Genomic DNA, 14,507 nt, shown 5'->3' on the forward strand with positions numbered 1-14,507 from the left:
TCTTATTTTTAACTATCCTTATTGATAATACGGCAGAATCTCCATGAGCAACGATGCAATAACCCCGCAAGATTCGACGCAAAACAGCACAGCAGATAACGTGCAAAATATTGATACTGCGCTTGATAACACCTCAAATAAGGCAGCAGAAGCCGCTGAAGTTACCGCAGAGATGCAAGCTTTCTACAAGCGTGCAGATGCCGTTATTGAGCTTGCAAACTCTCAGCTAAGCCCTACTTCACATTCTGGCCAAGTTGGCGCTTCATTACTTTACGCGGCAGCACGCTACAGTGCTTCTGTTGCCTCTATTGGCTTCGTCAAAGGTGATGACTTACGTAAAGAAAAAGATGAAATTATCGACTTTTATACCAAGCAATACCGCCAAATGCTTAGTGATAATATTGATGATTATGCGCAAAACTTCGATAAATACGTCAATATCAGCAAGTCTTCGTAGCCCTATTTTTTGCGTACTAATTTTTTATACTAATAATATGCTGAGCTATTTTTAAGCTTATTATTTACCGTTCGTTTTATTAAAGCCTGTCTTGATGACGGGCTTTTTTATTGAATACATTCTGACCACTTTTAGTCACTTATAAACACAGTATGATAATAAGAAAGTAACTGACGCCATTATAAGGATACTTTATGCTTTTCAATGTAGGCAACAAGCTAGTCAATCCAGTCAATATAGACAGCAAGCTGGGTCAGGCACGCACTGTGTTACTTTGCTTGTCATTAGGGATTACGCTTTGTGCCTGCAATAATATGATAACGATTCCAGCGCCAGATACGCAGCCTATCCATAGCCCAAATAGTAGTGTTCTTCATAATAGTGCCTCAGAAGTTAACCAGCCCAATAGCAAAACTAGTAATGACAATCAGGACGCCCCTTAATGTAAAGGCATGGATCGCACACCAATGATGTGTACAGCGCAATATGATCCTATCTGTGTCAAAGTCGAGACGCCTACTGGCGTGAGCTATCAGACTGCTGGCAACTCTTGTTCAGCCTGCTTGCTGCCCAATGTCGTCAGCTATGTCGCTGGAGAGTGCGGACCATAGCCTTGATGATCTTTAGATACCGTAGCTCAGTTGGACGCAATATCAATAATAGTAAACCAACCAATTATGACGGTTTACAGTTCAGTTATACGCCTAGGACCTTATCCTATAATGCGCACAAAGAGTATTTATTAACCTTTAGCAGCCCTTAAGTTAGCTCACTAGTACAAGCTGCTCTTGGTCATTTTTTTATCCCTCATGGGGTTTGTATACGAAATCCACAATATATAAGTCAGTGATATATAGGTAAGAAAATAACTATTGCAAATCTGTCTTTCAAAAGGATCTTATTATGAATAACGATAGCACTTTAAGCGACAATACCGCTAGCAGTGAGCATTCTGCTACTGACGCTTCTGCCAATCATACTATACGCAATCCGAAGCCTGCCTTTGCTGCTGATGCTAATAATAAACTAGAGCACTTATTTGGCTTAGGCTGCGTAGCAGCAGGCAATGGCATGAACCTGCATTCTGATGCAGAGGTCGCGCAAACTTTGCAGACTGCTTGGGATCTAGGCGTGAGATACTATGATACCTCACCTCGTTACGGCAATGGTTTAAGCGAGCGCCGCCTAGGACAGTTTTTATTTAATCAAAATAGAGAAGATTACGTATTAAGCAGTAAGGTCGGGCGGCTATTCTGGGGCGATCCGGGTTACAGCTATCCTAAAGATACCTTTTGGAAAGGTAAGACTTATGAGAATTACCACTATGACTATTCAGCTTCCGGAGTGCGCCGCTCTATCGAAGATAGCTTAAATCGTATGGGCCTCCCTTATCTAGACTATGTATTTGTTCATGATATCGACGCTAGAAATAGCGATATCGACTGGGAGGAAAAGTTTAAAGAGTGCGAAAAAGGCGCATTCCCTGAACTAACTCGTATGCGAGAAGAAGGTATCATTAAAGGTTGGGGGTTAGGCGTCAACGAAGTAGAGCCTATTATGCGAGCGCTGGAAGCATCCAGTCCTGATATCAGCTTATTGGCGCAGCAGTACTCATTGATTAAGCATGAAGACGCGCTAGAGCGACTGTTTCCCAAAGCACAGAAATGCGAGATGCAGATAGTGCTCGGCGGGATATTTGAATCTGGTTTCTTAGCTGGAAAAGATCGTTATGCTTATCAGCCGGACAATGTCACAGCCCAGCTACGGGAGAAAAGAGCTAAGCTTAATGCTATCGCAGAAGAATATAATGTCGACTTACGGACCGCTGCTCTACAATTTGCTATTGCGCCCTCTGCAGTATCTTCAGTCGTCGTTGGTGCAAGCTCACCCAAACAAGTTCAACAAAATATAGACTCGTTAACTGCTGAAATTCCTGACGAGTTCTGGCAAACGCTTAAACAAAATGGCCTTATTATGGAGCAAGCCGCTACTAAGGTTGAGCGTTCTATTAAGCTATAACCACGACCTTTTATTGACTGGATTATCAAACGCTATCGCGCTTAAATACCCAGCTTCTACTAAAAACCCTCGGCATCATAAGATACCGAGGGTTTTATTATTCAAAAGTCATGTGGTTTTGTCGTAATAGTTACGTTCTAAAAGCTACTCGCCTTGGACAATCTTAGGCGGGCCTTTGAGCAGATGCTCATCGACGAACTCATTGGCTGAGTTATGCTCTGCTGACGCGTCGGTGATATAGCGCTGCTGATTACGATATAAAATCAAATGATCGCGGCTTAGTGCCCGCATAAGCGCATACAGCATGACCAGTACGACAATAGCAAACGGGAAACCGGCCACAATAGCAGCGGCTTGTAAGGCTTCTAGTCCGCCCGCTGCCAACAATATAGCAGCAATAAGGCCTTCGGTCGTCGCCCAAAATAGTCGCTGAATCTTCGGAGGGTTGGTATCACCACCCGCCGTCAACATATCGATGACGAAGCTCGCTGAATCTGATGAGGTCACAAACCATAAGACAATCATCATCATGATTAAAAAGTTTACCGCATCAGTTAGCGGATAAAACTCCATAAGCTTAAAGATAGCGCTACCTGTATCTGCTTGCACCGCTTCTACCAGACCAGGACTGACTACCGCGGGGTCTAAGGCTGCCGCCAGCTCCATATGTACAGCGACACCACCAAAGGTAGTGAACCATAAGAATAGAATCGTCATCGGGATAAACAATACCCCTAACAGAAACTCACGAATGGTTCGACCACGTGAAATACGGGCAATGAAAACACCAACGAATGGTGACCAGCTGATCCACCATGCCCAGTAGAATATCGTCCAAGATGACTGCCAATCAGTGCCACTATAAGCTTCATTCCAGAATCCTAATGGAATAAAGTCATAGATATAGTTGCCCACATTCTCCACAAAGCTGTCAAAGATAAACTGCGTTGGTCCGAATATTAGCGCAAACGACAATAGCACAATAGTCAAAAAGATATTGATATCGCTTAACCGCTTGATACCTTTATCCAGTCCCATCATGAGCGAGCCACACGCCAGTAGGGTGATTACCGCAATTAGGATAATCTGAACGGCGATACTGTTTGGAACACCAAACAACCCTTCAAGTCCTGAATTAATCTGCAACACGCCAAGCCCTAGCGTCGTCACGACTCCGAACATGGTGCCAAAGACAGCTAAGATATCGACTGTATGGCCCCAATTGCCGTATATCTTTTTGCCCAATATAGGATATAGTGTTGAGCGAATGGTAAGCGGCAACCCACGGCGATAATGGAAGTATGCTAATGATAACGCTACGATGGCATAGATGCCCCAAGCATGCAGTCCATAATGCAAGAATGAAATATTCATCGCTTGTTTAGCAGCCGCTACGGTCTCAGCCTCACCCATCGGTGGTGCCATGAAGTGATATAGCGGCTCCGCAGTACCCCAGTACAACAACCCAATACCGATACCCGCTGAAAACAGCATGCCAATCCATGACGGTAAATTATATTGCGGCGTTTCAGTCTGGTGACCCAAGCGAATATCACCATACTTACTCAGAATAAGATATAAACATGAAAAAACAGCCAGATTCATCAAGATAATGAAGAACCAACCGAAACGATGCGTAATAAAGGACTGCGCCGCACTAAACACAGCACTTGCTTGGTCATTGAAAAACGCACCAAAAATAATAAATCCAACAATTAATAATGCTGAAATAATAAAAACGGGTTTGTTCACCCGTGGAAATGGCCCTAATCGGCCAACTTTAAGTTGATCCATAATAGCTCTCAAATTTTAGGGACGGCTACCTTAACAAGATAAAGCGAAACTTTCAAATCTGTAGAGTTTTGTTAGTAAAGATAAAAAAGTAGCTCTGAATACATCAAGGCTACTTTTACTGTCTAAAGAGTCACTACTCAAGCTTAATCGCCGCTAACAATCTTTGGCGGCCCTTTGAGCAGATGCTCATCCACAAACTCATTGGCAGAGTTATGTTCAGCCGACGCGTCAGTGATATAACGCTGCTGATTGCGATAGAGAATGAGCCTATCGCGCCCGAGGCCTCTTAATAGCGCATACATCATCACTAAAATCACAATTGCAAACGGAAAACCTGCGACAATGGCTGCGGCTTGCAAGGCAGCTAACCCACCTGCAGCAAGTAAAATAGCTGCAATAAGACCTTCAGTCGTCGCCCAAAACAATCGCTGAATCTTCGGCGGATTAGTGTCACCACCGGCAGTCAGCATATCAATAACGAAACTTGCAGAGTCTGAGGAAGTCACGAACCATAGCATGATCATTACCACGATCAATAAGGTAATCGGCTTGGCTAACGGATAGTATTCAATTAGCTTAAAGATAGCACTGCCACTATCGGCTTGGACGGCTTCAACCAGACCAGGACTTGCGATAAGAGGGTCTATCAGAGCTGCCAACTCCATATGTACGGCAACACCGCCAAAGGTAGTAAACCAGAAGAATAAAATAGTCATGGGGATTAAAAGCACACCAAGCACAAACTCTCTGATAGTACGGCCACGACTGATACGCGCAATAAATACACCAACGAATGGCGACCAGCTTACCCACCATGCCCAATAAAATATAGTCCAGCTACTCTGCCAGTCAGTACCACTATACGACTCGCTCCAAAACCCTAACGGCACGATCACTGATAGATAATTACCAATATTCTCTACAAAGCTATCGAAGATAAAGAGGGTCGGCCCTAAGATAACCATAAACCCAAGCAAGATACCAGTAAGGCCAATATTGATATCACTGAGACGCTTGATGCCTTTATCCAGTCCCATCATGACTGACATTGCAGCCAGTGCCGTAATAAAGGCGATCAAGGCAAATTGAACCTCTAAACTATTAGGAATAGCAAATAAGCTCTCAAGGCCTGAATTAATCTGCATGACACCAAGACCCAACGAGGTTACAACACCAAACATCGTGCCAAATACCGCAAGAATATCAACCGTATGACCCCATGGACCATAGATCTTTTTGCCTAGGATCGGATATAGCGTAGAACGGATAGATAATGGTAGGCCACGACGAAAATGGAAATATGCCAAAGATAACGCTACGACAGTATAAAGCGCCCAAGCATGAAGCCCCCAATGCATAAAGGAGATATTCATCGCTTGCTTAGCTGACTCTACCGTCTCAGCCTCGCCCAGTGGCGGGGCCATATAATGGTACAGCGGCTCTGCTGTACCCCAATAGACCAAACCAATACCGATACCCGCTGAGAAGAGCATACCAATCCATGACAGGAGGCTATATTGCGGCTTCTCTGTCTGGTGGCCCAAGCGAATATCGCCATAACGACTCATGGCTAGATATAGACACATAACCAGTGCTAAATTGACCAGAATAATGAAAAACCAGCCGAACTTATCAGTAATAAAGCCTTGTAAAAAACTAAATACCTCACCGGCAGCTTCAGTAAAAAACGTGCCGAAGATGATAAAGCCTACAATTAAAATGGTAGACACAATAAAAACGGGCTTACTCACCCGTGGAAAAGGTCCCAATCGACCTACTTTTACGTGATCCATAGTTATCCTATTGTTACTGATTGTAAAGGATAACTACCTTAACAAGATGTCAAACAATTATCAAATTATAGCTAAAAGTATTTTTTAATATAATTTATTAAAACCCATAATAAAACCGTCAACTTTATTACGGTAGTGAAATACTATAAAATTAGCACTAAGCGATCAATCCAATGAAGAGCTAACTTATCCGCGGATAAAACTCATAAAAAGACTGAGATTATAATGCCTCGCACCTTTGCTATCGGCGATATTCATGGCTGCCTTTCGCTATTGAATACGCTTCTTGCTACGCTTAAGCCTATGCTTGATGACACCTTCATCTTTTTAGGCGATATGATAGACCGTGGGCCTGATAGTAAGGGGGTGATTGATCGTATTATAGCGTTAGAGAAATACTGCAATGTCATAGCCATCTGTGGCAATCATGAAGAGATGATGCTTGGCAGCCTAAACCAACCTGAGTATATAAAATACTGGCTTCGCTATGGTGGTGATGCTGCTTTGGCGTCTTTTGGGCTTGTAGCTGAGGCCAGTAGCGTAAGCCAGATTCCAGTCAAATATAGACAGTGGCTAGGCAGCTTATTGGCTTATTTTGAGACTGACGATTTTATATTCTGTCACGCTTCTCCCAATCGCGGCACACCCATCGCCGCCCAGCAAGATGACTTAAGATGGCGAGTTTTAGACAAACATGATGGTCGTCACCTCTCAGGAAAGACCATCATTTGTGGACACTCTGCCCAGCACAGTGGCAAGGTCTATCAGCAAGAAGGACTGGTTTGTATCGATACTTTTGCTTATGGTGGTGGCAATCTCACTGCTTTAGAGCTTCTAAGTAAAACTTCCGCGCAGATATGGCAAGTTAGCGATCATACTGCCGCGCCAACGCAGCAAAAGATAACCCTCTAAGATAAAATAGCAAACACAGGCTTGATACTCTTAATCTGAATGGATCTAGAGTGCTATAGTGTTAAGACGAATAATCTTGCCTAAGTTTACCGTCATGTCTTGGATAGGGTCTTTTTTCTGCCGCTCGCCAGAGCTAATAAATAAATGATTGCCAGCAGGAGAAATAGCAACCGGTGACTGTAGTGACTCGGTCCTGTCATTTTAGGTGACTGCTCCCAGATCCTTGATAACCTTGACGCCAAACCTATCACTACCGCCACCTGAGCCTGCCTCAATATAATTGCACAGCACATTACGATAACTCTATTTTATTTAGACTCGACTATAATTACACCCGCTAGCATCAGACTACTGAGCAAAGCTCGACCTTGACTGCGGTTTAACGCTATCGCTTGGTAGCTGCTGTTAATGTTCGTCATTATCTATGTACTCCCTACTATACTGCTCTATCTTCGATTACTGACTACTGCCCTACCTGTCTATAACCCTACCGATAACATTACTTATACAACTGTAGTTAATACCAACTCAGGAGTAGCCTTACTCAAAGCTAGGGGTTACTACTGTTATTGACTTTGTACCAAAGATGAAGCCTTATCAAACTCCACACCCAAAAAGCCCCTCACTTGCTTGAGCAAATGAGGGGCTAAAAGAAAGAACCAATGGATAACTACCTCGTCATCATGACAAGATTTACTACAGATGATTTAAGCTTTGCTAGTATCGACGCTTTTACTAAAGCTTAACTCATCATTGTCCGTGACATCGACCTTAATAGTATCTCCTGCGATAAAGTCTCCTGCGAGAAGCTTCAATGACAACGGGTTCTCAATCTGTTGCTGGATAGCTCGTTTTAAAGGCCTTGCCCCATACACCGGATCATAACCCACAGCCACCAGCTTATTCATCGCATCAGGAGATAGCTTGATATCCATCTCCCGCTCTTGCAGGCGTTGACGCAGACGATCCAGCTGGATATCGGCAATACCGGCCATCTGTGCCATACCAAGGGGATGGAAAACGACAATCTCATCAATGCGGTTGACGAATTCTGGACGGAAGTGTTGACCGACCGACTCCATTACCGCCGCTTTAATCTCATCATACTCATCGCCCGCCATCTCTTGGATTTTGTGCGAGCCCAAATTACTGGTCATGATAATGACTGTATTTTTAAAGTCTACTACTCGGCCTTGCGAATCCGTCAAGCGGCCATCGTCGAGCACTTGCAGTAGAATGTTAAATACATCAGCGTGAGCCTTTTCGACCTCATCAAAGAGGATAACGCTATAAGGCTTACGGCGCACCGCTTCAGTTAGCGCCCCACCTTCTTCATAGCCGACATACCCTGGAGGCGCACCTACCAGACGACTGACACTGTGCTTCTCCATGTACTCACTCATATCGATGCGAATCATGGCATCTTCGCTATCAAATAAGAAGTTCGCTAGTGACTTGGTCAGCTCAGTCTTACCAACACCTGTAGGTCCTAAGAATAAGAACGATCCAGAGGGTCGGTTAGGGTCTGATAAGCCGGCTCGGCTACGACGCACCGCATTAGCGACTGACTCGACCGCTTCATCTTGACCGATAACGCGCTCATGCAGCTTCTCTTCCATAGCAAGCATCTTGTCGCGCTCGCCTTGCAGCATCTTAGCCACTGGGATACCTGTTGCTGCACTAACCACTTCTGCGATCTCATTGTCAGTGACTTTATTACGCAAGAGCTTGATGCCTGAGCCTTCACCGGACTGCTCTTTTTGCTCGGCAAGATCAGACTCCGTGATGCGTTTTTCTAACTGCGGAATCGTCTCGTATTGCAGCTTAGACATCGTCTCATAATCGCCTTCGCGGCTGGCCTTATCGTAAGCAATACGTGCTTTATCCAGCTCATCTTTGAGCTGCTGGCTGCCTTTGACCAATGCTTTCTCAGCCTGCCAGATCTCGTTCAGATCCGCATACTCTTTTTCAATCTCGGCAATCTGCTCATCGAGCACTTTTAGCTCGGCTTTCGCGCCCGCATCTTCCTCATTCTTCAATACTTCACGCTGCATTTTAAGCTGAATGAGCCTGCTGTCGAGCTTACCTAGTGCTTCAGGCTTGCTGTCCATCTCCATTCGCAGTCGGCTAGCCGCCTCATCGACTAAGTCAATCGCCTTATCTGGAAGCTTACGATCCGTAATATAGCGATGACTCATTCGCGCTGCCGCAATAATGGCGCTGTCTTGAATATCGACACCGTGATGCAGCTCATAGCGCTCTTTTAGACCGCGAAGGATAGCAATGGTATCTTCTACGCTAGGCTCATCGACCAATACTTTTTGGAAGCGGCGTTCAAGAGCGGCATCCTTTTCGATATATTGGCGATACTCATCTAGAGTCGTTGCGCCGACGCAATGTAGCTCACCGCGAGCCAAGGCAGGCTTGAGCATATTACCCGCGTCCATCGCCCCATCAGATTTACCTGCACCGACCATCGTATGCAGCTCATCGATGAATAAGATAACATTGCCCTCTTGCTTGGCTAGGTCATTTAAGACGCCTTTGAGTCGCTCTTCAAACTCACCACGGAACTTAGCACCAGCAATCAGTGCGCCCAAATCTAATGACAGTACTTCTTTATGACGCAGTCCTTCTGGCACATCACCGTTGATAATCTTTTGCGCTAAGCCCTCAACGATAGCCGTCTTACCGACACCTGGCTCACCAATAAGTACAGGGTTGTTTTTGGTACGGCGAGATAGCACTTGAATGGTACGGCGGATCTCTTCATCACGGCCAATAACCGGATCAAGCTTACCCATCTCAGCTCGTTCCGTTAGGTTGATGGTGTATTTGTTGAGCGCATCACGCTGATCTTCAGCATTTTGACTGTTCACTTTCTGATTACCTCTTAGCTGTTCTATAACTGCTTTTAGCTTATCCGCAGTCACCCCAGCCTCGCTAAATATCTTTTTGGTATCTCCTTGCTCAGCCAAGGCCAGTAACACCCATTCGGTAGCGATAAAGTCATCACCTGCTTTTTGCGCTTGGCGATCAGCAAGGTTTAAAATTTTGACTGAGCTTGGGTTTAAGCTGACATCGCCTGTAGGATTGGCAATAGTGGCTTGCGAGTCTAAAGCCTTTGCCACGCCATTTTTCAGCGCCGGGATACTGCCGCCCGCTTGCTGGCAAATTGAGATATTGGCTTCATCTTCGAGCAATACAGCCATTAAATGTACTGGATCAATACCAGTATGATCGCGTCCGATAGCCAAGCTTTGTGCTTGCTGAACCGCCGCTTGCAACTTCTGAGTAAACTTTTCAAATCTCATATTTATGTCCTTTTATAATTGGTATTAGGCAGCTTTGATAAAACAATTTACGTCAATTCCCAATTGATAATAACGTGATTGTCATTATCGCTACCGCCTTGTCTTGTTCTTTATATGTGGTTACTATGTTATTAATTCAAGTAAATTTCAAAAATATTATTTATTGTCAATTATTAAATATTACTTACTAGTCACAGCCTATATTTAGAGAATCTGGCAATTATAGCAGTGTCTATTTTATGCCTTATTATGCATAAAAATACGATAACTTATTGGCTTGCTACTTGAACTGATAATAAGAACGCCTTGGCAACATTTCAAGTTACCAAGGCACTAAGTGTTAAAACAGACTCTAGGACAGAGCCTAACTAGCCCATCAGCCTTTTGCCCATCTTGCTGCCTGTCCTACCATTCAATCTCAATAGGTGTGCCTATCTTCACCGCGGCCATAATCTCATCCATCTCCTCATTGGTAACGGCAATACAACCATCCGTCCAATCATGCTGCTGGTAATAGTCAGTTAGCCCCTCAAAACCATTCATCTGACCATGAATCATAATCGCCCCACCTGGAGGTTTACCTAATGCCTTAGCGTGAGCAATATCCTGCTCATTGGGGTAGCTGATATGAATGGAGCGATAGGCAATAGAGTTCTCATTTTTGTAATCTAAGGTGTAGATGCCTTCAGGGGTACGCTCATCGCCTTCAAACTGCTTGTGCCCTTTGGGGTTATCACCGAGAGCGATATGATAGCTACGGATAACTTTATCGTCGCTCAATAGCTGCATGGTGCGTGAAGACTTATCCACAAACACTCTATCTATCTGTACTGTATCGAGCGCGATGCTATTGTCTATTCCATCATTTAGCTCAACAGGCCCAATAGGATTAAAAAGACCAGAGTGATTAGAGATGGTAAGCGGTTGATAATAGCGCCAAGCTATAAACACCGCTACCAATAGCATCATGATGACAAAGCACCAATAGCACTTATTAATAAAGGGCTTAACTGGATTTTTGCTAGGTGTCTTATTCAACGGTATCTCACTTCTACTTTACCTTATTATTAAGACCAATCTTGTCAAAAAAGCGTGCAAATAAGGCGCAAATTAGATGAAAATTCTATGAACTAAATGCTTTTATACCAATACCAGCGCGCCAATCGTGTCAGATGAATTCTAGACACTCATAACCCAAAAAAGCACCTGACGGATGCCAAGTGCTCACTACTTATATTTAAACCGCTAAGACAGTATTTTCACAGCTTAGGTAGACCGTAAGTTTGTTAAATGTCTGCTCAAGCCGCGCCTTAGGTCATACGAATGGCACCATCTAAGCGAATTACTTCACCGTTTAGATAGCCATTACTAACGATATGGGTGATGAGCTGGCCGAACTCTTGCGGCGCGCCTAAACGTTTGGGGTAAGGGACGCTAGCCTCAAGCTGCTCTTTTGCCTTCTCGGGTAAGCTCTCCATCATAGGGGTGTTAAAGATACCAGGCGCGACTGTCATGACGCGGATACCATGACGGGTAAGCTCACGAGCAAGGGGCAAATTCAAGCCAACGACGCCTGATTTAGAAGAGGCATAGCTGCCCTGACCCACTTGCCCATCGTAAGCAGCTACTGAGGCGGTATTGATAATCACCCCTTGGTCTTGATTGGCAGGACCGCCATCTGCAGCGACACGCTTGGCGATACTGGCTGCGACCAATCTAGCGACGTTAAAAGTACCGACTAGGTTGACCTGAATGCCTTTGTTAAATTGGCCTAAATCTGCAGGATTATTATCGCGGTCTAGCAGCTTTTGTACGATGGCAATACCCGCGCAGTTTACCGAACCATGTAAGCCGCCAAAGTCTTGCTCGGCTAAGCTTACGGCTGCTTGAACGTCCTCTTCACTGGTGACATCACAGCGCACAAAGCGCGCTTGTCCGCCCAGCTCATCTGCTAGTGCTTCACCTTTATCTGAATTAAGATCAGCAATAATTACATTGCCGCCTGCCGCTATTAGCTCACGAGTTGAGGCTTCACCCAACCCAGAAGCGCCACCCGTAACGATAAATGTCTTTCCTTGAATCTGCATAAACAGTCCTTTTCATTAGATTTATAAATTTTAAATGCTTTTATAGTGCCAATATCGGTTTAGCTTATAGCTCTCAAATACCAACGGATTAACCTTATTGGTTAAAAGAGGGCTATTTGCTGAATATCAATCTAACTTTCAAAGCCATTATGACCTATCCTAATTAGTGAAACAATATAGGTAAGTCACAGTAAAACCGTAACCTCATTACACCCAAGATTTATCTCATCATTAACTTTAACCATATTATCCTGCCTACCACTGCCTTATCAGCCTTGACGCAATAAAAACCGTTGGGTCTTGCCGCTCGGTGTCTTAGGCAGCGCATCGACAAATTCAATATGACGCGGATAGGCATGTGCTGATAAGCGCTCATGCACCAAGGATTTAATCTCTTGCGCAATTTGGTCATTGCCCTTCACGCCCGGCTTTAGGACCACAAACGATTTTATCACCTGACCACGCACCTCATCTGGCACCCCGACCGCTGCAGACTCTGCGACGGCGTCATGCTCCATCACGCAATTCTCCACGTCGGTAGGACCGACGCGATATCCTGCGGTAATAATAATGTCATCATCACGGCCCGCGAACCAATAACTGCCATCGCTATGGCGCTCTACGACATCACCGGTGAGATAATAGTCATCATAGAACGGGTTTTTCTCATTCCAGCTATAGCCGGTAAAATAAAACGCAGGCGACTGGCTAATAACAACCGCCAATTGCCCTTGCTCCCCATCTGCCACCTCATTCATATCATCATCCAATACTACGAGGGTATGACCTGGCAGCGGCACACCCATAGACCCTGTGGGCGCTTCGTGCGTCAACGCATGGTGCACGCAGCACGTCATCCCCGTCTCGGTCTGACCATATTGGTCGCAGACTCGGCAGCCTAGATGACTGATCACCCAGCTGACCACTTCGGTATTGAGCGTCTCGCCTGCCGAGTTGGCCACGCGTAGTGATAGCTTATCGGTATTGCCATCGAAGACGCCGCTGGACTTCATCATGCGAAAAGCGGTGGGTGATGAAGCGAGGTTGGTGATGCCATGACGAACCATAAAATCAAAGACATTCTGCGCGTCAAATCCGGCTTCATTAAAGTAGGTAGTCATGCCCATGAGCAGTGGCCCTGTTATCGCATAATATAAGCCATACGCCCAGCCAGGATCTGCCATATTCCAATAATGGTCTTCTTCTCGAAGGTCGATGGCATAGCGCATATAGAGGTAAAATGCTGGTAAGGCAGCTAGAGGGATACTAACGCCTTTGGACTTGCCGACCGTACCCGAGGTAAACATCTGCAAAAAGGGGTCATTTGGTGATAAAAGTACGATCTCACAGCTACTAGATTGTTGCTGGGATAACTCGTGGTAGTCGTCATCGCTACACTTCTCTTGAGCGTTATCTTTGGATGCGCTGCGCTCCGCTGCCGTCGAGACTAGCACGATCTTAACGGGCGTTTGCGTATCTGCAAATTTGTGCCGATTGGCAGCATTGGTGAAGACCACTTTGGTCTGCGCTTTATTCAATCGATAGTCAATGGACTCGACGCCAAAGGCAGTAAATAGCGGCTGATAGACTGCCCCTAGCCGCCAAGTCGCTAAGACAATCGTCAGCAGCTCTGGAGTCCGTGGTAGCATCGTCGCTACTCTATCACCTGCTACTACGCCATAGGACTTTAGTAGGTTAGCGACCTTACCACTTTGCTCAGCCAACTCATTAAAGGTGAGCTTGGTGACATTACCGTGAGTATCTTCGTGTACCAGTGCAACCTTATCGCCTAAGCCATCACGGACATGACGGCCACAGCAAGCTTGGTAGGCATTAGAACTATCGTCTGTGTGCTCACCAAATATTTCTTTGAGCAAAGCATCTTGACTATAGTTTTGATAATAGTCTTGGTAGTCTTGAACGTGAGGGTCAGAAGATGTGGGAGATGAATTCGCAGTCGGCATACTGCCTGATATCATGGTCATAATCGCTATTCCTTTAGCTGATAATTGATGTCCTGATATTATTACCCTATTTATCTTAGTATTTCAATACATAATGTATCGTTATTAACAAATACTTAGAATTTATTGTCTCCTTTTCGTTGGCTAATCGATTGTATACACTGATA

At 45.0% G+C, this 14,507-nt stretch carries 12 protein-coding genes; 5 read left to right on the top strand and 7 right to left on the bottom strand.

The genetic code is table 11. The features are described 5' to 3' along the window. Positions 1-172: 172 nt before the first annotated feature. The 4 genes from EGV92_RS00630 (at position 173) to EGV92_RS00640 (ending at position 2,476) form a co-directional block, all read left to right on the top strand. Positions 173-457 carry a DUF3144 domain-containing protein gene (locus EGV92_RS00630; protein WP_242678608.1) on the top strand — a complete coding sequence of 95 codons (285 nt, stop codon included), beginning with the start codon at positions 173-175 and terminating at the stop codon, positions 455-457. A 194-nt stretch (positions 458-651) separates the two neighbouring features. Further along, a complete protein-coding gene (locus EGV92_RS00635; protein WP_131667289.1) occupies positions 652-900 on the top strand; it encodes a hypothetical protein in 249 nt (82 codons plus the stop codon). A gap of 9 nt (positions 901-909) precedes the next feature. Continuing rightward, positions 910-1,068, top strand: coding sequence for a hypothetical protein (locus EGV92_RS13805; protein WP_165525527.1), 159 nt, complete (start codon positions 910-912; stop codon positions 1,066-1,068). Between the two features lie 292 nt (positions 1,069-1,360). Beyond that, a complete protein-coding gene (locus EGV92_RS00640) occupies positions 1,361-2,476 on the top strand; it encodes an aldo/keto reductase (protein ID WP_131667290.1) in 1,116 nt (371 codons plus the stop codon). Positions 2,477-2,620: 144 nt separating this feature from the next. On the opposite strand, the gene EGV92_RS00645 is transcribed toward EGV92_RS00640, so the two are convergent. After that, a complete protein-coding gene (locus EGV92_RS00645; RefSeq protein ID WP_131667291.1) occupies positions 2,621-4,270 on the bottom strand; it encodes a BCCT family transporter in 1,650 nt (549 codons plus the stop codon). A 143-nt stretch (positions 4,271-4,413) separates the two neighbouring features. Continuing rightward, positions 4,414-6,063 carry a BCCT family transporter gene (locus EGV92_RS00650; RefSeq protein WP_131667292.1) on the bottom strand — a complete coding sequence of 550 codons (1,650 nt, stop codon included), beginning with the start codon at positions 6,061-6,063 and terminating at the stop codon, positions 4,414-4,416. A 225-nt stretch (positions 6,064-6,288) separates the two neighbouring features. Here EGV92_RS00650 and EGV92_RS00655 point away from each other — a divergent pair, with 225 nt between their 5' ends. Next, entirely contained in the window at positions 6,289-6,975 is a 687-nt protein-coding gene (locus EGV92_RS00655; RefSeq protein WP_131667293.1) for a metallophosphoesterase family protein, read from the top strand. Between the two features lie 45 nt (positions 6,976-7,020). Here EGV92_RS00655 and EGV92_RS14330 read toward each other — a convergent pair whose 3' ends face one another. The 5 genes from EGV92_RS14330 to EGV92_RS00680 form a co-directional block, all read right to left on the bottom strand. Further along, positions 7,021-7,140 (bottom strand): PQQ-dependent sugar dehydrogenase, encoded by a 120-nt coding sequence (locus EGV92_RS14330; RefSeq protein WP_423227884.1) that lies wholly within the window; start codon positions 7,138-7,140, stop codon positions 7,021-7,023. Between the two features lie 542 nt (positions 7,141-7,682). Further along, the gene (gene clpB / locus EGV92_RS00665; RefSeq protein WP_131667294.1) at positions 7,683-10,289 is read right to left on the bottom strand and encodes an ATP-dependent chaperone ClpB; all 2,607 of its coding nucleotides are present in this window, start codon (positions 10,287-10,289) and stop codon (positions 7,683-7,685) included. A gap of 405 nt (positions 10,290-10,694) precedes the next feature. Beyond that, a complete protein-coding gene (locus EGV92_RS00670; RefSeq protein WP_207401711.1) occupies positions 10,695-11,258 on the bottom strand; it encodes a L,D-transpeptidase family protein in 564 nt (187 codons plus the stop codon). Between the two features lie 341 nt (positions 11,259-11,599). Beyond that, positions 11,600-12,376 (bottom strand): SDR family NAD(P)-dependent oxidoreductase, encoded by a 777-nt coding sequence (locus EGV92_RS00675; RefSeq protein ID WP_131667295.1) that lies wholly within the window; start codon positions 12,374-12,376, stop codon positions 11,600-11,602. A gap of 269 nt (positions 12,377-12,645) precedes the next feature. Then, positions 12,646-14,355 (bottom strand): AMP-binding protein, encoded by a 1,710-nt coding sequence (locus EGV92_RS00680; protein ID WP_423227885.1) that lies wholly within the window; start codon positions 14,353-14,355, stop codon positions 12,646-12,648. Positions 14,356-14,507: the final 152 nt, after the last annotated feature.

It is taken from the genome of Psychrobacter pygoscelis (genome assembly GCF_004335015.1).
Lineage (GTDB): Bacteria > Pseudomonadota > Gammaproteobacteria > Pseudomonadales > Moraxellaceae > Psychrobacter > Psychrobacter pygoscelis.

What these genes read in the sequence shown, in the direction of transcription:
- EGV92_RS00645 (WP_131667291.1), bottom strand. Translation starts at nt 4,270, where the DNA reads ATGGATCAACTTAAAGTTGGCCGATTAGGGCCATTTCCACGGGTGAAC.
- clpB (WP_131667294.1), bottom strand. Translation starts at nt 10,289, where the DNA reads ATGAGATTTGAAAAGTTTACTCAGAAGTTGCAAGCGGCGGTTCAGCAA.
- EGV92_RS00630 (WP_242678608.1), top strand. Translation starts at nt 173, where the DNA reads ATGCAAGCTTTCTACAAGCGTGCAGATGCCGTTATTGAGCTTGCAAAC.
- EGV92_RS00670 (WP_207401711.1), bottom strand. Translation starts at nt 11,258, where the DNA reads ATGATGCTATTGGTAGCGGTGTTTATAGCTTGGCGCTATTATCAACCG.
- EGV92_RS00640 (WP_131667290.1), top strand. Translation starts at nt 1,361, where the DNA reads ATGAATAACGATAGCACTTTAAGCGACAATACCGCTAGCAGTGAGCAT.
- EGV92_RS00680 (WP_423227885.1), bottom strand. Translation starts at nt 14,355, where the DNA reads ATGATATCAGGCAGTATGCCGACTGCGAATTCATCTCCCACATCTTCT.
- EGV92_RS00635 (WP_131667289.1), top strand. Translation starts at nt 652, where the DNA reads ATGCTTTTCAATGTAGGCAACAAGCTAGTCAATCCAGTCAATATAGAC.
- EGV92_RS00655 (WP_131667293.1), top strand. Translation starts at nt 6,289, where the DNA reads ATGCCTCGCACCTTTGCTATCGGCGATATTCATGGCTGCCTTTCGCTA.
- EGV92_RS00675 (WP_131667295.1), bottom strand. Translation starts at nt 12,376, where the DNA reads ATGCAGATTCAAGGAAAGACATTTATCGTTACGGGTGGCGCTTCTGGG.
- EGV92_RS13805 (WP_165525527.1), top strand. Translation starts at nt 910, where the DNA reads ATGGATCGCACACCAATGATGTGTACAGCGCAATATGATCCTATCTGT.
- EGV92_RS00650 (WP_131667292.1), bottom strand. Translation starts at nt 6,063, where the DNA reads ATGGATCACGTAAAAGTAGGTCGATTGGGACCTTTTCCACGGGTGAGT.